The following is a 21054-nucleotide window of genomic DNA, read 5'->3' on the forward strand; positions in this document are numbered from 1 at the left end:
GTCACGCACCTGTTGCAGCAGTGTGTCTCCGGTTGGCAGGTGCTGCTGAAGGTACGCACGCGCACCGCTCAGATCGACCTCGCGCCGCCATTTGTGGCGATCTTTCCAGGCTTGCAGGGCCTCGTCGGTCGGAGCGCTGCCGTAACGCGTTTGAAGCGATCTGCGCATCTCCGGACTCTTGAAAATATCCGGCAGCAATAGCACGCCTCCAGGAGCGGTGTTGTTGCCGATCTGCTCTTGTTCAAATATGCATTGTTCAAAATAGGCTTCGACGTCGCTCAGGTACTGGTGGGTAAGCGCCGCATTGTCGCGCACCGATGCTGGCAGTTTCTCCGGCTCGCTTTCAGCGCCACACAGTGCGGTGACAGTCTGGGCGATCTGGATCTTGTGTTCGTGTTCGGCTTGCCAGTTGCGGTAAGCGGCCTGATCGGCGGCCAGTTGCATGCCCAGATCATTGAAAATGGCCAGCGGGTCATCGAGGGCGATGAGCAGGGAGCTGTCCTGATCTTCAACGCTGCCCTGCCAGAAAACGTCAGCGCCGATTGGCGAAAACAGCGGCTGGGTTTCTTCACTGGAGGACTTGGATGTAGGAACCGCCGAGTCTGCAAAGCGGTCATCATCAATCACATGCTCCTTGTCGATGTCCGCCACCGCTTCGGCGATACGGTTCAGTGGCAAGGTATCCGGCTCGGCCATGGTCATGCAGTAGCGTTTCAGATCCAGCGCTTTCATCCATGAAGCGCGGCTTTCCGGATTCGAGCGCAGGTGTTCGCAGATTCGCCAGGTCCACTGCTGTGCTGAAAAGGCGATGCGCAGCAGGTTGCTTCGCGGATACAGCAGAAAAGGCTTGGCATCGCTGCCGCCACTGCGCTGGTCGCTGCCAAGCTGCGCATCGGTCCAGATAATACGGCTCAGGTTGCCGGTGGCGGCTGACACCGCGTATTCATCTAACGTTTTGGCGTCCTCGTCGTAGACATACACATAGCCGTCATACAGCTGGCGAAGGGTATAGCTGCGTGTTTTCAGCTTCGGCATCACCGCCCAGCGGCTGCCCTTGAGTAGCGGTTTCAGCTTCTCGGGAGCGGCATCGTAGCGGGAGCGGTCCAGCGCATAGCGCACTGGCACGATGGCGACTTCAGGTTTTCGGAAGGGGCACAGACTGGTAGCCGTGGCGGGTATCTTGGCGAACGTTGCAGCACGTCGTTGTGTATGGGTGCCGGATTTATCGGTCATGCATGGAATCTCTGCGCAGAAACGGGCGATATCGCCCGCTGTATGCAGAGGTGCATTCCAAGATATGTGCCGACTGTCCATTTGTCCTTAAAAAACAAATAGATAGAGATTCAAAGCAAAGACATCGAACAAAAAAAGCATGAAATAGTGCGCAAACGTCTGCGCACATGCGCTGACTCATACCTGTGTGCTGCAGCGCTTTAAATACGAGCCTTGGTCAGTTTTATGCGGGTATCGGGTGCGCAAAAATCTGCGCATCCCGTTTCATGCCAACTGCGCAGGATCACACTGTCTTCGGCCAGTGCATTCAGGCGGGCCCTGCCACCTTGACTGCTGACGAACGACTGACCCGCAATGCCACCAGACTGCCGACGATGGTCAGCGCGGCCAGTGAATACAGCGCCAGGGTAGTCGAGCCGGTCTGATCCTTGATCCAGCCCACCAGGTAAGGGCTGAGAAAGCCTGCCATCTGCCCAATCGAGTTGATCAGCGCCAGCCCGCCTGCGGCAACGCTGGCGCTCAGCAGGGCGGTCGGCAATGGCCAGAACATCGGCAGGCTGGTCAGCGCGCCCATGGTCGCGATAGTCAGCCCGATGATGGCTACGATGGGCAGCGTCGCGAAGTTGGCGGCAATGATCAGGCCGGTCGCGCCCATCAGCATCGGGACCACCAGATGCCAGCGCCGCTCATTGCGCAGGTCGGCAGAGCGGCCGACCAGCAGCATGAATACGCCCGCCATCAGGTACGGCACGGCGCTGATCCAGCCGATCACCAGTGCATCGCTGAAACCGAGGTTCTTGATGATCGACGGCAGCCAGAAATTGATCGCGTAGACGCCGCTTTGAATGCAGAAGTAGATAAAGCCCAGAATCCATATGAACGGCATGCTCAGCACTGATGCCACCGAGCTTTTGCCGTGCACCGGACGGCTCAGTTCATCGTTGGTGATATCGGTCTTGACCCGTTGACGCTGCCCGGGCGTCAGCCAGCGGGCATCCTCGACCTTGTCGCACAGCAGAACGAAGGCCAGCAGACCCAGCGCCACGGTCGGCACGCCCTGAATCAGGAACATCCATTGCCAGCCGGCCATGCCGCCCTGGCCCGCAGCGAAATGATTGAGAATCCATCCGGAAAACGGACCGCCCAGCAGGCCGGAGACCGGAATCGCCGACATGAACAGTGCCATGATCCGCCCGCGACGCTGATTCGGATACCAGCGCGAGAGGTACAGCACGATGCCCGGGAAGAAGCCGGCCTCTGCCATACCGGTCAGAAAGCGCAGCACGTAGAACTCGACCGGCGTGGTGACGAACAGCAGGCAGGTCGAGAAGATTCCCCAGGTAATCATCATCAGACCGATCCAGCGACGCGGCCCGAAGCGGTTCAGCGCCAGATTGCTGGGCAGGCCACACAGCACGTAGCCAATGAAGAAGATACCGGCACCGAGGCCATAAACCGTCTCGCTGAAATTCAGGGCATCGAGCATCTGCAGCTTGGCGAAGCCGACGTTCACGCGGTCGAGGTAATTGAACAGGTAACAAATGAAGATAAACGGGATAAGGCGCAGGGTGATGCGACGGTAGACATGATTGCCTTCAGCGTCGCCCACCTCGTGGGTCGAAACGGGTGTCATGGCGGGTGTTCCTCTGTGCTTGTTGTTTTTATATAGCCGGATAGCTATTGGATGCACGCTTGATCATAGGTGGCCGGTGACGAAAACGCTTTGGGGGTTTGCACGGCGGCAGGGGGCATGCGTTGTGTGATTGCACAACGCAGGTACGCGGGGGAGGTTATGCCTTGTCGCCAACGTCAGTATGCAACGAACATCACAGCGCCGGGGCCAACGCTCTACTCGACAGCCTCGTACGGCAAGCCCACGTAGTTCTCGGCAATGGTCCTGCGCCCGGCTTCCGAGCCGACGTAGTAGTCCAGTTCGGTCTGCTGAATGCGCTGGCTGAAGGCGTCGGTGTCGGGGAAGTTATGCAGCACCGACGTCATCCACCAGGAGAAACGCTCGGCTTTCCACACCCGGCGCAGGCAGATTTGTGAGTACTTTTCCAGCAGGTCAGTGCGGCCTTCCTGATACACCTTGAGCAGGATGCGGTACAGCGTGCTGACATCGCTCGCGGCCAGGTTCAGCCCCTTGGCACCGGTTGGCGGGACGATGTGCGCGGCATCGCCGAGCAGGAACAGGCGACCATACTGCATGGGTTCAACCACAAAGCTGCGCAGCGGCGCGATGCTTTTCTCGATGGACGGCCCGGTGACCAGACGCTCTGCCAGATGCTCGGGCAGGCGGGATTTGAGTTCCTCCCAGAAGCGCTCGTCCGACCAGTCTTCGACCTTCTCGTCGGCACTGACTTGCACGTAATAGCGGGTGCGAATGGCCGAGCGCATGCTGCACAAGGCAAAGCCGCGCGGGTGATTGGCGTAGACCAGCTCTTCGTTGACCGGCGGCGTATCGGCCAGTACGCCGAGCCAGCCGAACGGATAGACGCGTTCGAATACCTTGAGGGCGTCGGCGGGAATCGATTGCCGTGACACCCCGTGAAAGCCGTCACAGCCAGCAATGTAATCGCAGTCCAGGCGCACGGTCTCGCCGTCTTTCACAAACGTCAGGTACGGACTATCGCTCTTGAGGTCGTGCGCCTTGACGTCCGCAGCGTCATAGATCGTCATTGCACCGGTCGCGGCGCGCGCGGCCATCAGGTCGCGAGTGACCTCGGTCTGGCCGTAGACCATCACCGTCCTGCCATCGGCAAGACTCTTCAGGTCGATGCGCTCGCAACGACCGGCGAACGCCAGCTCGAAACCGTCATGGATCAGGCCCTCTGCATCCATGCGTTCACTGACGCCCGCTTCACGCAACAGGTCGGTCATGCCTTGTTCCAGAACGCCGGCGCGGATGCGCGAAAGGATGTAGTCGGGGTCCTTGCGCTCGACGATGACGTTGTCGATGCCGGCACGCTGCAGCAGTTGGCCCAGCAGCAGCCCGGAAGGGCCTGAACCGATAATGGCAACCTTGGTTTTCATGGCGATAGTCCTGTCTTTTGATCCCTGCCAGGTTTAGTCAGCGGGAAGTGTTTGTTTTTGTCTCCTGCATTTTTAATGGATGCCGTCGAGATAAGAAGGCAATATCCGCTGCATTATCTGGACTTTTCGAGGGTCCGGACGGGAGAAGACGATATGCCCAGACCTGCCACGGCAGCGGTACCGGTGTTCAAGCTCTACGGAGAAACCACGGCCTGGCCGACCCCGGATCTGATTCATTGCGAGTCGATCCCCGAGCGCAGCAGGATTCACGAATGGGAGATCAAGCCGCATCGGCATGGCGATCTGGTCCAGCTGCTTTACGTGCAGTCGGGCAAGGCCATGCTCAAGGTCGAGGACCGGGTCAGCGAGGTCGAGATGCCTTCGTTGCAGGTCGTTCCCGCACTGAGCGTGCACACCTTCAGGTTCTCCAGAGATATTCAGGGCCATATTCTCAGCCTGGCCAGACCCTTGGTGGAGCAACTCGAGGCTGCGCTCGACGTCTCAGCCCTCAGCACCGCACGGTGTTATGCGCTCGGGGCAGACAGCGATTATGTGGACACGCTGTTCGATGCCATTGCCAATGAATACCGGCAGCCCAGAGCGGGCCGCGATCTGATGCTGCACTCGCTGGTCAATGTGCTGGCGGTATGGCTCAGCCGGCGCAGCAGTGAGCATGCCGGCGAAGAGACTCATGCGATGGATCGCGGCCGCGAGCATTTGCAGGTGTTCATGCATCAACTGGAGGCGAGTTTTCGCGAGCACTGGTCGATTGACCAGCATGCTCAGGCGATGGGTATCAGCGCCGCGCACTTGAATGCACTGTGTCGGCGGCTGTGCAACCAGTCGGCCTTGCAGATCATCAGTGAGCGCTTGTTGCTGGAGGCCAAGCGCAACCTGATCTACACCACCCTGACCATCAATCAGGTCTCAGACAGCCTGGGTTTTTCCGAGCCGGCGTATTTTTCGCGCTTCTTCAAGCGCGCTACCGGGCAGTCGCCCAAGGCGTTTCGCCAGCAGAAATAGAAACGGGGTGCTCAAGAGCACCCCGTCGTCTTTTCGCGTGTCGTTATGCGGTCAGGTCACGACCTGGTAGCACGGCACATACGCCGCGCCGCCTGGCAGCTTCATGCGGTGCTGATCGACGAAGGCCTGCAACAGCTTGTCCAGCGGGCCCATGATCGATGGGTCGCCGTGGATCTGATAAGGACCATGCTGCTCGATCAGACGAATGCCCTTGTCCTTGACGTTGCCGGCGACGATGCCGGAAAACGCCCGGCGCAGGTTAGCGGCCAGTTCGTGAGTCGGCACATCGTGGTTCAGTTGCAGTTTGGACATGTTCTCGTGGGTCGGATCGAAAGGGTGCTGGAAGCTTTCCTCGATCTTCAGCAGCCAGTTGAAGTGAAACGCGTCGTTACGCTCGCGGCGGAACTGCTTCACTTCCTTCAGGCCCTGCGTCATCTGCCGGGCAACGTCTGCCGGGTTGTCGATGATGATCTGGTAGTGACGCTGCGCCTCTTCACCCAGCGTTGCACCGACAAACGCGTGCAGCTGCTGCAGGTAAGGTTCGGTGTTTTTCGGGCCGGTCAGGATTACCGGGAATGGCACATCCTTGTTGTCCGGATGCATCAGAATGCCCAGCAGATACAGAAACTCTTCGGCCGTGCCAGCGCCACCGGGGAAGATGATGATGCCGTGGCCGACGCGCACGAACGCTTCGAGGCGTTTTTCGATGTCCGGCAGGATCACCAGCTCATTGACGATCGGGTTGGGCGCTTCGGCAGCGATGATGCCCGGCTCGGTCAGGCCCAGGTAGCGACCGCCGACGATGCGCTGCTTGGCGTGCGCGATGGTCGCGCCTTTCATCGGGCCTTTCATCACGCCGGGGCCGCAGCCGGTGCAGATGTCCAGGCTGCGCAGGCCCAGTTCATGGCCGACTTTCTTGGTGTATTTGTATTCTTCGGTATTGATCGAATGGCCGCCCCAGCACACCACCATCTTCGGCTCGACACCGGCGCGCAGGGTACGAGCGTTGCGCAGCAGGTGGAACACGTAGTCGGTGATGCCCTGGGAATTGCTCAGGTCGATGCGCTGGCTGTCCAGCTCGCTTTCGGTATAAACGATGTCGCGCAAGGCGCTGAACAGCATTTCGCGGGTACTGGCGATCATTTCGCCGTCGACGAATGCATCGGCCGGAGCGTTGAGCAGCTCCAGGCGAACGCCGCGGTCCTGTTGATGGATGCGGACTTCAAAACTCTCGTACGCTTCAAGAATGGTCTTGGCGTTATCGACGTGGGCGCCGGTATTGAGAATGGCCAGGGCGCACTGGCGAAACAGGGTATAGGTGCTGCCTGAACCGGCCGCGCTGAGCTGCTGCACTTCACGTTGGGACAGGGTTTCAAGGCTGCCCTTCGGGCTTACGGTGGCGTTAATCACTTGTCTTGGGATCATTCTATTTTCCATTAGAGCGATGCAGTCGAGCATCAGGATGGCGAATATCGAGAACATTCGCCCCTGTGGAGCCTTTTCTACAGCACTTGGCCGGGAAAGCAAACGTCGGACCGCAGACGTCCCCTGTTTGAGCCGTTGTGCGTCATCGCAGATTGAATCGGCAGGCGAATTCTTTTGAAAGCAGGCACTTGCTTCGCTGACCGTGCGGCTGAATTTTGACGCGGACAACGGGCAATAGTGAACCTGACCCCTTTAACGGAGTCTGTTAGCTGATGGACTTTCTGGACGGCCTGCATGAAAGGGATCATCAGGTGCTTTTTCAACGCGCCTGATAGGCAGACATTCCGTCCGGGCAGGAGTTGCAAAACCGTTGATCACTTGCCGCTCCCATCCTTAGCCGGCCCGTTAAACGAGGCTTTATTTTCATTTCAGATAAAGATAATTATCGCCATGTCTCGTCATTTTTCCGCACTTCTTTCCCGAGCCCCTGGCCTGTTCGCCGTTTCGCGTCGCTTGCTCGGCGCAGGCCTGGTTGGCGCTGCATTGACCGTTGTCATGCCTGGCAGCGCACAGGCCGCAGGCAGCGATCGCTGGGTCAGCGACAGCCTCACCACCTATGTACGCAGCGGACCAACCGATGATCACCGGATCGTGGGGACGCTGAAATCCGGGCAGAAGGTCGAGCTGCTCAGCGCTTCGGGCAAGTTCAGCCAGGTGCGTGGCGAAGGCGGTTCCACGGTGTGGATTCCGAGCAGCGACTTGCAGGAAGTCCCTGGGCAGGCCGAGCGTGTGCCACAGCTGACTCAGCAGGTCGCAGATCTGACCGAGCAGTTGGCGGGCATCGACAATACCTGGAAGACCCGCGTGCAAGGCATGCAGGAAACGCTGGACGCGCGTAAGAAACTGGTCGATGAACTGGAGGCGCGCACCAAGACCCTCAACGATCAACTGGCCGACTCTCAGGCTGAATTGCGTGCTACTCAGGCGCGACTTGGCGATGAGAACAAGCAGGTGATGATGCGTTACATGGTCTACGGCGGCAGCATTGCCGGTGCCGGCTTGCTGGTCGGCCTGATCCTGCCGGCGTTGACCAAGGGCCGCAAGAAGAACGACGGCTGGGTGTAAACCGCCTGGACCACCTCACATGCCAGCGCCCCGCGCTGGCATGTTGTCCGCCACGCTGTGCGTTGTATCGAGTACGCAGCCGATGTGTGACAGACCTCTCCGAAAATGCCTTTCCCCTGCCGCAATCACGACCCAGCCCACACTCTTTATGCCTGCCTGACACCGGGTTCGTGCGCGAAGTTGATGTTCGTTCTACAGTTTCTGCGTGGATGGTCGAAAAACTGAGTGTTGCCCTCAACCTCGCGCTCTGACGCATAGGGGGAGGGTGACGGCAAGTTGTATTGTGGCTCTTTGCCATCAGTTATTATGTGCGTCCTGAAAAATGGGCTGCCGAGTCGGGCCTGAATGATTTCAGGCCGCGGGTCTCATATTTCACCCTCTCCTGTGCAGGAATCCGGATGCTGGCGTACAACCAAAAAAGCTTTCTTATCGTTGATGATTTCTCTGACTTTCGCAGTTCAGTGAGATCGATGCTGCGTGAGCTGGGCGTCAAGGAAGTGGACACCGCCGACACCGGCGAGCAGGCTCTGCGCATGTGCTCGCAAAAGCGTTATGACTTCGTGCTGCACGATTTCAACCTGGGTGATGGCCGCAAGAACGGCCAGCAGGTGCTGGAAGACCTGATGATCGAGCGGCTGCTGAGTTACGAAAGTGTATTCATCATGGTCACTGCCGAAAACAGTCAGGCGATGGTCATGAGTGCGCTTGAGTGGGAGCCGGATGGTTACCTGACCAAGCCGTTCAACCGCGCCGGGCTGGCCCAGCGGCTGGAAAAGCTGGTGCAGCGCAAGACCTTGCTCAAGCCGATTCTGCAGGCCCTCGACCGTCGTAAACCGGCCGAGGTGCTGGCCGCGTGTGACAAGCTGATCGAGCAGGACCCGCGTTATGCGCCGTTGTGCCTGCGCTACAAGGCCGATGCCTTGCGTGACCTGAAGCAGAACGAGCCCCTGGAAGCGTTCCTCAAGACCATTCTGGCTGATCGGGCCACGCCGTGGGCCTACGGTGCATTGGGCAGCCTGCTGCTCAAGCGCGGCAAGACCGCTGATGCACAGGCTGTCTACGAACAGGCAATCAAGGCATTTCCAACCATGCCTGCGCTGTTCGACGGCCTGGCTGATGTGCTGGTAGCGCTTGGCGATGGCAAGCGCGCGCAGTCTGTGCTGGAAAGCGCAGTGCGCCTGTCGCCGCTGGCGGTGCGTCGGCAGAAGCTGCTGGGCAAGCTGGCACTCGGCAACGATGACTTCGAAAGTGCTTCCAAGGCCTATCGCCAGGCCGTCTCCCAAGGTCAGCATTCGCGTTTCAAGGATCCGGAAACCAACCTCGGGTTGGCGCATGCCTTGATCAGCAAGGGTGGTGATCAGGGGCTCGATGCGCGCACCCGCGTCGAGATCAACAACGCCCTCGTCGACGTTGCCAAGGAGCATGGCGACGACCAGGGTCTGCAAGTACGTACCCGGCTGATGAAGGCGGCCAGCCTGCAGCATTCGGACCCGGAAGCCGCAGCCAAGCTCACCGAGCAGGCGATGGCCAGGCTGGATGGCATGGAGCAGGTGCTCAGTGCCGACGCCGCACTGATGGTGGCTGCGCAACTGAAGAAGCTCGGTCAGGAAGAGGCCGGTGCCGGCGTCTTGAAGAGTTGTGCGGGAGCCTATGGCGACGATCCAGCGGTGATGAAAAGCATCGCCAGCATGACCGATGATCCGGCGATTCTGGGGGCCAGCAAGGCGGCTGTCGATTTCAACCTGCAAGGCGTGCGCAGTTACAAGGCTGGCAACCTCACCGAAGCACAGGCGTTTTTCCGCAGTGCGCTTGGCTTGCAGCCAAAGAACATCAGTATTGTGCTGAACATGGTGCAGTCGCTGCTTCACCCTGGCCAGAATCTGGGCCAGGCCGGAATTGACGAGTGTCGTGCCAGCCTGACCACGCTTGGCAAGATCCCGGAAAGCGATCCACGCTATGAGCGCTACCATAAACTCAGGGAGAGGGCGTTTAGCGCATGAGTGAAGAGACAGAGCAGGGCCTCGACTTTTCCATGGTGATCGCCTCCACGGTGCACGACATGAAGAACTCGCTGGCGACCCTGACCCAGGCACATAGCCAGTGGCAGGCGAAGCTTTCGGTCCAGCAGCGCGACACCTCGGAGCATGGCGTCATCGACTATGAGTTTGCCAACCTCAACGGCATGCTCGTGCAGTTGCTCGGCCTCTACAAACTGGGTGTCAACCAGATGCCGTTGCGTCCTGACTACCACGAACTGGACGACTTCATCGAAGCGCAACTGGCCCATCACCAGGACGTGCTGGCCAGCCGCGGGATTGCCGCGCGTCATGCGATCGATGTGGCAAGCCCCTTGGGCTTTTTCGACCGCGAACTGATCGGCTCGGTGGTGGGCAATATCATCGTCAACGCCATCGGCTTTGCCCGCGAGCAGATTTCTGTGAGTGTCGGTGATGAAGGCGGGCAGTTGAAGATCACCATCAATGACGACGGTCCGGGCTACCCGGCGTATCTGATCGAGCGCCAGACCGACTATGTGCAGGGCATCAACCAGGGCAGCGGCAGTACCGGCCTGGGCTTGTACTTCGCTGCACACATTGCCCGGCTGCATGTACGCAACGGCATGCGCGGGCGCATTGAAATCGCCAACGGCGGCGTGCTGGGCGGGGCGATGTTCAGTATGACCCTGCCCTGAGGCAGCGGTCTTTCAACGAGTACCCCGCAACGCCTTGTCAGGATTGCGGGGCGGGCTCGGCGCTTAGATATTCAATCCGAAGTTCTGTTTGATGCTGTTCAGGCTGTCCATCAGTTCCTGATCAGACGCCAACGGATGTCTGACCGGTTCGCAGCCGTGCTTGAGCGTGAAGTATTCAATGGCTGCGAGGGCGTTTTTGCGGTGCAGGGTGTCGGACGAAATCGTTGAGCCCTCGAGCGTCCAGGGCTCGTCCCCCAGATACAGCTGTGAATTATCGATGTCGGCAAAAAACCAGAAAGGCGGGTGCATGTTCTGGTTGATGATGGCCAGGGTGTGATCGACGTGTTCAAAGGCGTTGTGATACGTCTCGTCCATCAGGCCGGCGGCTTCCAGGCTGCGTCTGGAATAGTAGGAAAACGCGCCGACGCAATGGCGGTACAAGGGCAGGTTGATGCCATTGCCGTAGTCAATCCTGTACACCGCGTTGGCCTCGCCGGACGGTGTCTTGTTCATCAGACCATGCTGGCTGTAATTGAGGTGCTGAATGCCGGTCAGCGTAGAGGTCAGAATATAAAGCTCGAAGACTTCCGGACTTTTTATATAGATGTCGTCTTCGATCAGGAACAGATGCTCGCACCCGGCATCCATGAGTCGCGACAAGGCTCTGTTCTTGGATTTTCCAACGCCGAGGTTGGTTTCGTTGTTGAAGAAGACCTCGCTGTCATACGCGGAAAACTCCGGATATACATCGCCGTCATTGATGATGACAACGCGGTCGATGATCTCGGCAGGCAGGGAATCGTAAAGCTTTTTCAGCAGCGCAGGACGGTTGTAGGTGATGATTCCGCAGCCAACCTTTTGACCATTGATCATGGTGATCCTCTGTTCTCTCGGGCGTTAGCGTGATTGTTGTTGATTGGCGTCGCCGTATGGCGGGCAGTTCAAGCCCGCGCTGACGTAAATCGATGTATGTACGCAGTGGATTGCAATATTTGCGCCAATTGCTGGCACGCCAAAGGTCTGGGGCGGTGCTGGTTAAAGTTTTAGCGGACACCGCCGAAATCGTTGAAAGGCTGTATTCGATATCACGATGAGCGGTGGGTGGGTGATGCTGTTAGCTAAAAAGTACTGCCAAGGGCACGGTATAGAGTTGGGCGCAGCGGCTCACAACGCGTTCAATCTTGCCCATTGCCTGAACGTTGCGCCGTGCAACGGCGTCGATTTTCTGCACCCTCGTGACATGGAAGACTATCAGCAGTACTTCGTCGAGCAGATGAAAGTGTCGGGCGATGTTTCGAAGGTCGACATGCTGGGCGATTTTCAATGCATCCATACGGCAGACTCGTCGGTTGACTATCTGATCAGCTCGCACGTCATCGAGCACGTCCCCAACCTGCTTTCTGCCTACGTCGAATCCTTCCGAGTGCTGAAGAACGGCGGGGTATTCTTCTGCATCTTTCCCAAGCGCACCGCAGCCAAGACTGATCGGGCGCGTCGTTTGACGACGCTGGCGCAGATGATCGGGGACTATGAAAACAAGGTCGACATGACCACCGTCACTGAAGGCGAGTGGCGCGGTCACTATCAGGTCTTTTCCCTGCAAAGCATGCTCCGTGCGGTCAATTACGTTAACTCGTCAGGCCTGGGTTGCTGGTACATCGAGTGCGTCGAAGAAACCGATTCGAAAGTAGGCAACGGCCACACCGTCGTGCTGCGCAAAGTGGAGGGCCTGTCTGCCGAAAAGTGGCAGGACGTCGGCGACTTCAACACCCAGTTCAACCAATTGTTGATGGCAGGCAAGCTCGAGAACGCGCTGACGCTGACCAAGATCATGCTGTCATTCAATTTTTTCGATGCCACCAGGCTGCATCTCGCCGGCGCCCTGAGTCGTCAGTTGGGCAATGTGGCCGAAGGCGTCGAATTCCTGCGCCAGGCCCTTGTGGTCGACCCGGAAAACGAAGACTACCGAAAGGAATTCATCGAAGTGACCGGGACGCCGTTCCATAACCCGGTTCTCTGACGCGGCAGGCCGACAGCCTGAAGCGGGATGCTTGAAGATTGCAGCCTGAAGGTTGAAGCTTGGCGTTTGCTGCTCAACTAAAAGGACTGACCCATGACACGCAATGACCCCCATCCGCAGCAAGAAATGCTGATGGGCATTGATGAAGTGGAGTGTGTAACCCCGGATTTGAACGGTGTGCCGCGCGGCAAGGTGATGACGGCTGAAGGTTTTCTCGAGGGCCGTCGTTTGCAGCTGGCGCGCGGCGTGTTGTTGCAATGCATCATGGGCGGCTATCCGCCGGCGCGCTTTTACGGCAGTGATGACGGCGATCTGGCGCTGATCAGTGATCCGCAGCAGCTCCACCGTCTGCCCTGGAGCACGTCGCCGCGAGCCCTGGCCATCTGTGATGCGCAGGACCTTGATGGCCAGCCCTGCATGCTCTCTACCCGTAATCAGCTCAAGGCGGTTATCGCCCGTTACGCTGCGCAGGACCTGGTGCCAGTGGTGGCCACCGAACTCGAGTTTTTTGTCTTTGCGCCCAATCCCGAGCCGCTTTATGCGTTTGAGCCGCCGACAGGGCTGGACGGGCGATGCGAACAGGGGCACTCGGCATTCAGCGTCAGTTCCAACAACGGTTTGCGACCTTTCTTCGCCGAGGTGTACGCCTGCATGGCAGCGTTGGGGCTGCCGCGTGACACCGTGATGCACGAGATGGGTGTCAGCCAGTTCGAGATCAACCTGCTGCATGGTGATCCGCTGCTGCTGGCCGATCAGACTTTTCTGTTCAAGCACCTGCTCAAGGAGGTTGCGCTCAAGCACGGGCTCATCGTGGTGTGCATGGCCAAACCGCTCGCGCATACGGCGGGCAGTTCGATGCATATTCATCAGAGCGTGGTGGCAGCAGAGACCGCAATGAACGTCTTCAGTGATGCGCAGGGTGAGCCGACCGACACGTTTCGTCATTTCATTGCTGGCCAGCAAGCCTGCATGGCGGACTTCACCGCGCTGTTCGCGCCCAATGTGAATTCCTACCAGCGCCTGTGCCATCCGTATGCGTCGCCCAATAACGCCTGCTGGTCCTACGACAATCGCGCTGCCGGATTACGTATTCCGTCGAGTGCAGCGGCGGCCAGAAGGGTGGAGAATCGCCTGCCGGGCGCTGACGCCAATCCTTATCTGGCCATCGCTGCAAGTTTGGCGGCCGGGCTGCATGGCATCGAGCAACGACTGGAACCGACGCCGCCGTTGCAGGGCGAACTGGAGGTGCCGGAAGAATTGTCGTTGCCGTGTACCTTGCACGCTGCTCTGGAGCGTCTGAAAAGCAGTCAGTTGGCCAAGGAACTGTTTGGTCATGAATTCATCGAAGGCTACATCGCGTCGAAGGCCCTGGAACTGACCAGTTTTCTTGACGAGATAACCCCCTGGGAACGGCGCGTGCTGGCTGCTCAGGTTTAAGAATCGCAGTGTCGGGCTCGCCCAGTCGGGCGACTCCTTATTTTTGGAAAGTTGATGCGCCAAATCTGGAAGTCCTTTCGAGCGCTTTATTTTGCCTCGTTGATGATGTTGATCGGCTCGGGTCTGCTGAGCACTTATCTGGCCCTGCGCCTGGCCGCCGATCAGGTTGACAGTCTGTGGGTCGGTGCGTTGATGGCCGCCAACTATTTCGGTCTGGTACTGGGCGGCAAGATCGGTCACCGCCTGATCGGCCGTGTCGGGCATATTCGCGCCTACGCCACCTGTGCCGGCATCGTCGGTGCGGCAGTGCTCGGGCATGGCCTGATCAGCTGGTTACCCGCCTGGCTGGTGCTGAGGGTGATCGTCGGTCTGGGCATGATGTGCCAATACATGGTCATCGAGAGCTGGCTGAACGAGCAGGCGGCCGCCAAACAGCGCGGCATGGTCTTCAGCGGTTACATGATTGCATCCTATCTGGGGCTGGTGCTGGGTCAGCTAGTGCTGGTGGTGCACCCGCAACTGGGGCCTGAGCTGCTGATGCTGGTAGCGCTGTGTTTCGCACTGTGCCTGGTGCCGGTCGCCATGACCCGCGCGATTCACCCGGCACCGCTGCATCCGGCGCCACTGGAGCCGCGCTTCTTCATGAAGCGTGTGCCGCAGTCGCTGACGGCGGTACTGGGCGCCGGTCTGATCATCGGTTCGTTCTATGGTCTGGCACCGGTCTACGCCGCCGAGCAGGGGCTGTCCACCGAGCAGGTCGGTCTGTTCATGGGCTGCTGCATTCTGGCCGGGTTTCTGGTGCAGTGGCCGTTGGGCCTGCTGTCCGACCGCTATGACCGCTCCGTGCTGATGCGCATCTTTGCCGCGGCACTGGTGGTGGCGTCATTACCGCTGGCGGTGTTTCCCAGCGTGCCGGTCGAGGTGCTGTTCGGTGTCGGTTTTCTGGCTTCGCTGATGCAATTCTGCCTCTATCCGCTGGCAGTGGCCTTCGCCAATGACCACGTCGAGGCCGAGCGCCGAGTGTCGCTGACGGCCATGTTGCTCATGACCTACGGCATTGGCGCCAGTATCGGTCCGTTGGCCGCGGGTGTGGTGATGAAGCTGTTCGGCGGGCACATGCTGTATGCGTTTGTCTGTGGTGCTGGCGTGATTCTGGTACTGCTGATCAGGCCTAAGGCGGTCACTCACCTTCACCAGGTCGAAAACGCACCGCTGCACCACGTTGCGATGCCGGACAGTATGTCCAGTTCGCCACTGGTGGTTGCACTTGACCCGCGTGTCGACGAGCAGGTGGTTCAGGAACAGATGCAGGCAACCGTTGAGCCAGAGCCAGAGACGGATGCCGAGGTGGTGCCCGAAGCAGAGGTTGAGGCAGAAAGCGAAGTTTTGGCGCAGACCGAGCCGGCTGCCGAAGCGGAAACAGCTGACGTCGATGAGCATGAGCATGAGCATGAACGCGAGCGTGAAAGCGAGACCTGGAAGGCCTGACGAGTAGCGCAGGGCAGTGCACGATTGCGGCATCAATGCCGCAATCGTTGGGCGATTCAGATGAGTGTCAGAAGTCGTCGTCTTTGTCGAAGCGTCGTGCTTCGCGCTGTAACTGATAGACGAAACGTTCGACCTGACGCTGCACCAGCCCACTCATGTTGTGGAAGCGCACGCCGGCAAAGGTAGTGTTGATTCTTTCTTCGAAATGCAGATGGCGTAACTCGACAGGCGCTGTCATGGCGCCGAAAGGCAGCTTGGCAACGAAGCGTTCGTATACCTGGCCCAATTGCATGCGATCGGACACGTCGCCCTCGAAGCGCAACTTGCAACCGGTAGCAGAAATATCCAGCAGCTTGCCGGCCAGCGTAAATTTCAGGCGGTCACCGCCGATTTCGACGTCGACCAGTTGCGCCAGCTTCAGCGCGGCCCGGAATGCGTTGCGGCGCTGGTGATAAACCACTTCCTCAGGCATCGGGCCGCGGTACATGCGTTGACCGTCGGTGCTGAGGATGTCCATTTGCGCAGTACTTTCCCAGGCAATCCGCACCCCGTCGTGAAAGCCTTCGACGCGGAAGGATTCGCCGTTGCTCAGAAAGCGTTCGCCATCGCGGGGGATCATTTCGTCGAGGGCCATGACGTTGTTGTCGCGGTCGACTTCAAGCAGATAACTCTGAAAGCGCTGGGGACGCTCATGAAAGGTAATGATCAGAGGATCATGACTCTCGAGTAGCAGCCGCAGGTTAGCGGCAATTTCCAAAGGTGTATTGAGAACCTTCGGGGGCTGCGGAGCATCGTCCGCGCTTGAGCCATTCACGTTCTTGAATCTCCAGGCAAAATACTACGGCAACGCAACAGCAGGCATTCTGCCACTATGCACGATACCTTGATACAGGAAGTTACGCCTGACTCAGAGGGCGTGGTTTTGCTCTAAGCGCAGTCGACCCGCGACTGTCATAGAGTGTAGGCGTATCGCCACCGTTCAAGATGCGAAGCTGGTGAGCGGTACTGACCTGTTGCATCTGGATCAGACTACCATTGCGCTCGTTGAGCGTCTGGCATTCATTGATCAACGTATTCAGTTCGTCGGCGGCCAGCAGCAATTGCTCACCGATATCCGACTGGCTGGCCAGTTGCTGGAGACCACTGCGATTGGCTGGCAGCCCCATGCCCGCAAGCACCTGACTACGCTTGCGACCATGCTGGTCGAGAAGAATGACCAGCGCCTGTTTCTGCGCCAGCACCTGCTCCATCTCGCCCATGTCGCGGCCGTGAAGAATCAATGATTCGGCCTGCAACAGCTCAAGAAGCTGTCGGGCCGAAACCATGTCGTCAGTGATCATCTGCAGCAAAGTAGTGTCTTGCATCGCATGCTCTGGTTTTTAAGCGTCCAGAATATCCAGCGCCAGCCTGAGCTTAGCGTTGGGTTTCGAAATTCAACAGTTTGCTGGCGACACGGTTGCTGTCCACTGTGTAACTACCGTCGGCGATGGCCTGTTTGAGCTCGGCAACGCGAGCACTGTTGACGGTTGGCAGATCGGTCAGCTTGTCCGTGATTTTCTGCAACTGTTGAGCCTCACTGCTCAAGGAAAAAGTTTCCCCGGTGCTTTTGACACCTGCGGTGACGGCAGGGGCTGGGGCATCGGTTTTGGCGGTGTCTTTACTGGCGCTGGTGCGTGAAGCACCGGCAACAGACTGTGAGTTGTTAAGGCGACTGAAATCTATGACCATGATTGAAAAAACCTCTGGGTGTTTGGACGCTTGCCTTGTTTTCGGCCAACCCCTATCAAACTTTAGGCTGATTGTGAGAAAGCTTCCCAATAGACGACATTTGCCGTCGGGCATTCCCCGCAGTCTAAAAAAAACACACCCTTCGCGCCACTATCAATGCACTACATAGCGACTTCCACCTGCCCTGGGCCGGTGACACTTGCCTTGATCACCCGCTGGGAATTGAGGTTTTTCACCCGTATCTGTTCGTTGAAGCCTCCATCGGACATCGCTTCGCCGGGCATGCGAACCGCCAGCGAGCCGCTGCGGGCAATGATCACAACCTGATCGCCCTTGTGAACCATTTGTGGCTGCTCAAGCGCCACCGGGGTAATGACCTGGTCGATGACCATTTGTCGGACAACCTTCTGACCGACCGCCTGATCCAGCGACGCCAGGAAACCCTGACCCAGGCTGCTGACATCCCGCTCGCGCATCCCGACGTCTTCTTCGGTGACGATCGCGTCACGCTTGAGCGGGCGCATCACGGTAACGACGTTGCGATACAGCAGGACCTGGGCGGGCACAAACACCGTCCAGGGCGAAGAACCTTCGCAGCGTACCCGCACGGTAACCCGGCCAACCGGGCGCGGACTTTCCAGTGTGGCTGTCAAATCCTTGTCGCAGGCACCCATCCTTAAACGCGGGTCGAGTTGCTTGACCTGTATCTCATGACGCCCGTCAATCTGGTTGGTTGCCAAATAGTCTTCTACTGTGAACTCAAGAAACCCTTGGGTGACGCCGATAAGCTGCTCAGGCAGTGTGAAATTCTCGGCACGAGCGAGGGTCACCGTGCTGGAAAGGCACAGCAGGGCGATTGCGCACAGAAGCCTGCGGGTTTCTAATGCGAGGTGTCGAGAAATTGTCGTCTTTGCGTTCATGAAGTAATAAATAGCAAAGCCCGTGCCGCTTGTTGATCTGGTGTCTGGGCGGCGGTCATTTTGTAAGGGGGTTCGGCATGGCAGGTGTAATGGATTCGGTAAACCAGCGAACTCAGCTGGTGGGTCAGAATCGCCTGGAGCTGCTCTTGTTCCGTCTCGACGGCAAGCAGCTCTATGGGATCAACGTCTTCAAGGTAAAAGAAGTACTGCAATGCCCGAAACTCACCATCATGCCCAAATCGAGCAAGATCGTTCGGGGCGTGGCCAATATTCGTGGCGGCACGATCCCGATCATGGATCTGGCAATGGCGACAGGTTCCACGGGGATGATTTCGCTGGTTAACTCCTTCGTCATCATTACCGAGTACAACACCAAGGTTCAGGGCTTTCTGGTGCATTCTGTCGAACGCATCGTCAACATGAACTGGGAAGAGATTCATCCACCACCCAAGGGCACCGGGCGCGATCATTACCTGACCGCCGTTACCCGGGTTGATAACCAGCTGGTGGAAATCATCGACGTCGAGAAAATTCTCGCCGAAGTCGCGCCAGTGTCCGAAGAAATTTCGGTCGGTGTCATTGACGCCGAGGTTCAGCACAAGGCTGTCTCCCTGCGCGTGCTGACGGTCGACGACTCGTCGGTGGCCCGCAAGCAGGTGAGTCGCTGCCTGGAAACCGTCGGGGTGGAAGTCGTAGCGCTCAACGATGGTCGTCAGGCGCTGGATTACCTGCTCAAGATGGTCGCAGAAGGCAAAAAACCTGAAGAAGAGTTCCTGATGATGATCTCCGACATTGAAATGCCGGAGATGGATGGCTATACCCTTACCGCAGCAATACGTAATGATCCACGCATGCAGAAGATGCACATCACTTTGCATACCTCGCTGTCAGGGGTATTCAACCAGGCGATGGTAAAGAAAGTCGGCGCGGATGATTTTCTCGCGAAATTCCGGCCTGATGATCTGGCGGCCAGGGTCGTTGCGCGGATCAAGGCAGCAGAATAACCAGCCGGGGGCGTCGTCCCCGGTGATTCACATGATTTGAGAGGCGGCACTTTGTCTACGGGTAATTTGGATTTTGATCAGTTCCGGGTATTTCTGGAAAAAGCCTGTGGCATCCTGCTTGGGGAAAACAAGCAGTACCTGGTGTCCAGCCGCCTCAACAAATTGATGGAGCAGCAAAGCATCAAGTCGCTTGGCGAGTTGGTCCAGCGCATTCAGACCCAGCCGCGCAGTGGTTTGCGCGAGCAGGTGGTCGATGCGATGACCACCAACGAAACCCTGTGGTTTCGCGATACCTATCCGTTCGAAGTACTGAAGAACAAGGTGCTGCCCGAGCAGATCAAGGCCAGCCCTGGTCAGCGACTGCGCATCTGGTCGGCCGCCTGTTCGTCGGGTCAGGAACCGTATTCGCTGTCGATGTCCATCGATGAGTTCGAGCGAGCCAATCAGGGGCAGCTCAAATCGGGCGTACAGATCGTCGCAACCGATCTGTCGGGCTTGATGCTCAATAACTGCAAGACCGGCGAATACGACAGTCTGGCCATCGGCCGCGGCCTGTCGCCGGATCGTCTGCAGCGCTTTTTTGACGTAAAAAGCCCGGGCCGCTGGGTGGTCAAGGCGCCGATCAAGAGTCGCGTGGAATTCCGCTCGTTCAACCTGCTCGACAGCTACGCCTCGCTGGGCAAGTTCGACATCGTTTTCTGCCGTAACGTATTGATCTACTTCTCGGCCGAAGTGAAGAAAGACATCCTGCTGCGTATCCACGGCACGCTCAAGCCAGGCGGCTACCTGTTTCTGGGGGCTTCCGAAGCGCTCAATGGTTTGCCGGATCACTACCAGATGGTTCAGTGCAGCCCCGGGATCATCTATAAGGCCAAGTGACGATCTGTCAGTTGCCTGTCATGAAAAAAGAGACCTTCGGGTCTCTTTTTTTGTGCGCGGCCGAAAACAGCTCTGATCGTCTGCCCATCGGTTTCATGTTTGCGTACTGCTGCCGCTCACCAGTTTTGCAAAAGCGTTGGCGGCAGCGCTCTGGTAGCCGTTTTTACGCCGCAGCAGCGCAACCGTCCGCCCAGGCAGGGCAGGGATGGTCTGAACTTCGCGCAATCCAGGCTGCTCGCGAACGATGGCATCGGGAAGAATGGTCACCATGCGGCCTTGGGCGACGACCTTGAGCAAAATGGCAATCGAGTTCGCCTCAAGGCCGACCGTCGGCTTGAAGTTGTGCATCTGGCACCAGGCATCCAGCAACTGGCGAGTGGCGAATCCGGGGGCGAGCAAGGCAAAGCGAAGTGTTTGCAGGTCCTCAAGTGTCAATGCGGCCTGCTTTTCGGGGCCAGGCTTGGCCATGACCAGGCACAGTTGTTCATCGAACAGAGGCTGGCTGTCTATCTCGACAGCATGACTGCCGGCAAAGCCGATGGCCAGATCGAGCGCGTCACTGATCAATGCCTCGGTAATCTGCTCCAGAGGCAGCTCCGTGAGGATGATTGCCACTCCCGGATACAGCGCACTGAAGCGGTCGATCAGCGGCGCTATCAGGTATTCACTGAAGGTGGGCGTGACGCCGAGGCGCAATTGTCCGCGTGACAGATCGCTGACATCGTCGAGCGCACGCTTCCCGGCCTCCAGCTCAAGCAGGCAGCGACGCGCGTGGTCCAGATACACGCGGCCGGCATCGGTCGGCACGACACTGCGGCGGGTGCGGTCGAACAGTTGCACACCCAGACTGCTTTCCAGTTGCCTGATCTGCTGCGACAACGCCGGTTGCGAGACATGCAGGGCCTCGGCTGCCCGGGTGAAATTGCCATGGTCGGCGACTGCCAGCAAATAACGTATATGGCGTAACAGCACAGCATCACCATAAGTCAGGATTATGGTGATGATCATAAATCAGTCTTGGATCTTATGGTGATAGTCGTCGATGCT

The 21054-nt window shown here is 58.3% G+C and carries 19 protein-coding genes; 9 read left to right on the forward strand and 10 right to left on the reverse strand.

The features are described 5' to 3' along the window. From LIX91_RS20830 to pobA, 3 genes are all read right to left on the reverse strand, one after another. On the reverse strand, positions 1 to 1233 hold a 1233-nt coding region (locus LIX91_RS20830), incomplete at its 3' end, for a toxin VasX (protein WP_317135438.1). Positions 1234 to 1540: 307 nt separating this feature from the next. Next, positions 1541 to 2866 carry an MFS transporter gene (locus LIX91_RS20835; protein WP_226489066.1) on the reverse strand — a complete coding sequence of 442 codons (1326 nt, stop codon included), beginning with the start codon at positions 2864 to 2866 and terminating at the stop codon, positions 1541 to 1543. A gap of 215 nt (positions 2867 to 3081) precedes the next feature. Then, the gene (pobA, locus tag LIX91_RS20840) at positions 3082 to 4266 is read right to left on the reverse strand and encodes a 4-hydroxybenzoate 3-monooxygenase (RefSeq protein WP_003347291.1); all 1185 of its coding nucleotides are present in this window, start codon (positions 4264 to 4266) and stop codon (positions 3082 to 3084) included. A gap of 153 nt (positions 4267 to 4419) precedes the next feature. Between pobA and LIX91_RS20845 the strand changes: the two genes are divergently transcribed. Beyond that, positions 4420 to 5289 (forward strand): helix-turn-helix domain-containing protein, encoded by an 870-nt coding sequence (locus LIX91_RS20845; protein WP_074997566.1) that lies wholly within the window; start codon positions 4420 to 4422, stop codon positions 5287 to 5289. A gap of 51 nt (positions 5290 to 5340) precedes the next feature. Here LIX91_RS20845 and ppnN read toward each other — a convergent pair whose 3' ends face one another. Beyond that, positions 5341 to 6714, reverse strand: coding sequence for a nucleotide 5'-monophosphate nucleosidase PpnN (gene ppnN, locus LIX91_RS20850; protein ID WP_024639339.1), 1374 nt, complete (start codon positions 6712 to 6714; stop codon positions 5341 to 5343). A 450-nt stretch (positions 6715 to 7164) separates the two neighbouring features. Between ppnN and LIX91_RS20855 the strand changes: the two genes are divergently transcribed. From LIX91_RS20855 to LIX91_RS20865, 3 genes are all read left to right on the forward strand, one after another. Continuing rightward, positions 7165 to 7839 carry a TIGR04211 family SH3 domain-containing protein gene (locus LIX91_RS20855; RefSeq protein ID WP_003316760.1) on the forward strand — a complete coding sequence of 225 codons (675 nt, stop codon included), beginning with the start codon at positions 7165 to 7167 and terminating at the stop codon, positions 7837 to 7839. 398 nt (positions 7840 to 8237) lie between these two features. Further along, a complete protein-coding gene (locus LIX91_RS20860) occupies positions 8238 to 9839 on the forward strand; it encodes a tetratricopeptide repeat-containing response regulator (protein WP_226489067.1) in 1602 nt (533 codons plus the stop codon). Then, a complete protein-coding gene (locus tag LIX91_RS20865; RefSeq protein ID WP_003412487.1) occupies positions 9836 to 10531 on the forward strand; it encodes a sensor histidine kinase in 696 nt (231 codons plus the stop codon). Before LIX91_RS20860 ends, LIX91_RS20865 begins: the two co-directional genes overlap by 4 nt. A 63-nt stretch (positions 10532 to 10594) precedes the next feature. Here LIX91_RS20865 and LIX91_RS20870 read toward each other — a convergent pair whose 3' ends face one another. Then, complete coding sequence (locus LIX91_RS20870) at positions 10595 to 11404, reverse strand: glycosyltransferase family 2 protein (RefSeq protein ID WP_226489068.1); 810 nt, start codon at positions 11402 to 11404, stop codon at positions 10595 to 10597. 235 nt (positions 11405 to 11639) lie between these two features. Between LIX91_RS20870 and LIX91_RS20875 the strand changes: the two genes are divergently transcribed. The 3 genes from LIX91_RS20875 to LIX91_RS20885 all read left to right on the forward strand — a co-directional run bounded on the left by LIX91_RS20875 (position 11640) and on the right by LIX91_RS20885 (position 15476). Next, entirely contained in the window at positions 11640 to 12551 is a 912-nt protein-coding gene (locus LIX91_RS20875; RefSeq protein WP_226489069.1) for a methyltransferase domain-containing protein, read from the forward strand. Between the two features lie 195 nt (positions 12552 to 12746). After that, a complete protein-coding gene (locus LIX91_RS20880; protein ID WP_226489092.1) occupies positions 12747 to 13988 on the forward strand; it encodes a glutamine synthetase family protein in 1242 nt (413 codons plus the stop codon). Positions 13989 to 14042: 54 nt separating this feature from the next. Further along, the gene (locus tag LIX91_RS20885; RefSeq protein WP_226489070.1) at positions 14043 to 15476 is read left to right on the forward strand and encodes an MFS transporter; all 1434 of its coding nucleotides are present in this window, start codon (positions 14043 to 14045) and stop codon (positions 15474 to 15476) included. A 67-nt stretch (positions 15477 to 15543) separates the two neighbouring features. Here LIX91_RS20885 and LIX91_RS20890 read toward each other — a convergent pair whose 3' ends face one another. The 4 genes from LIX91_RS20890 to flgA all read right to left on the reverse strand — a co-directional run bounded on the left by LIX91_RS20890 (position 15544) and on the right by flgA (position 18124). After that, entirely contained in the window at positions 15544 to 16290 is a 747-nt protein-coding gene (locus LIX91_RS20890) for a flagellar brake protein (protein ID WP_046269231.1), read from the reverse strand. Positions 16291 to 16372: 82 nt separating this feature from the next. Next, positions 16373 to 16840, reverse strand: a complete 468-nt coding sequence (locus LIX91_RS20895; protein WP_003316769.1) for a flagella synthesis protein FlgN — start codon at positions 16838 to 16840, stop codon at positions 16373 to 16375. 49 nt (positions 16841 to 16889) lie between these two features. Further along, the gene (flgM, locus tag LIX91_RS20900) at positions 16890 to 17204 is read right to left on the reverse strand and encodes a flagellar biosynthesis anti-sigma factor FlgM (RefSeq protein ID WP_003404324.1); all 315 of its coding nucleotides are present in this window, start codon (positions 17202 to 17204) and stop codon (positions 16890 to 16892) included. A gap of 161 nt (positions 17205 to 17365) precedes the next feature. After that, positions 17366 to 18124, reverse strand: coding sequence for a flagellar basal body P-ring formation chaperone FlgA (gene flgA / locus LIX91_RS20905; protein ID WP_226489071.1), 759 nt, complete (start codon positions 18122 to 18124; stop codon positions 17366 to 17368). A 77-nt stretch (positions 18125 to 18201) separates the two neighbouring features. Here flgA and LIX91_RS20910 point away from each other — a divergent pair, with 77 nt between their 5' ends. Together LIX91_RS20910 and cheR are read left to right on the forward strand one after the other, a co-directional pair. Beyond that, positions 18202 to 19128, forward strand: a complete 927-nt coding sequence (locus LIX91_RS20910; RefSeq protein ID WP_003316772.1) for a chemotaxis protein CheV — start codon at positions 18202 to 18204, stop codon at positions 19126 to 19128. 51 nt (positions 19129 to 19179) lie between these two features. After that, the gene (cheR, locus tag LIX91_RS20915) at positions 19180 to 20007 is read left to right on the forward strand and encodes a protein-glutamate O-methyltransferase CheR (protein WP_003347319.1); all 828 of its coding nucleotides are present in this window, start codon (positions 19180 to 19182) and stop codon (positions 20005 to 20007) included. Positions 20008 to 20100: 93 nt separating this feature from the next. On the opposite strand, the gene cynR is transcribed toward cheR, so the two are convergent. Further along, on the reverse strand, positions 20101 to 21015 hold the full coding sequence (gene cynR / locus LIX91_RS20920) for a transcriptional regulator CynR (RefSeq protein WP_226489072.1): 915 nt from the start codon (positions 21013 to 21015) through the stop codon (positions 20101 to 20103). Positions 21016 to 21054 lie beyond the last annotated feature (39 nt).

Source organism: Pseudomonas sp. B20, from assembly GCF_020515755.1.
GTDB lineage: Bacteria > Pseudomonadota > Gammaproteobacteria > Pseudomonadales > Pseudomonadaceae > Aquipseudomonas > Aquipseudomonas syringae.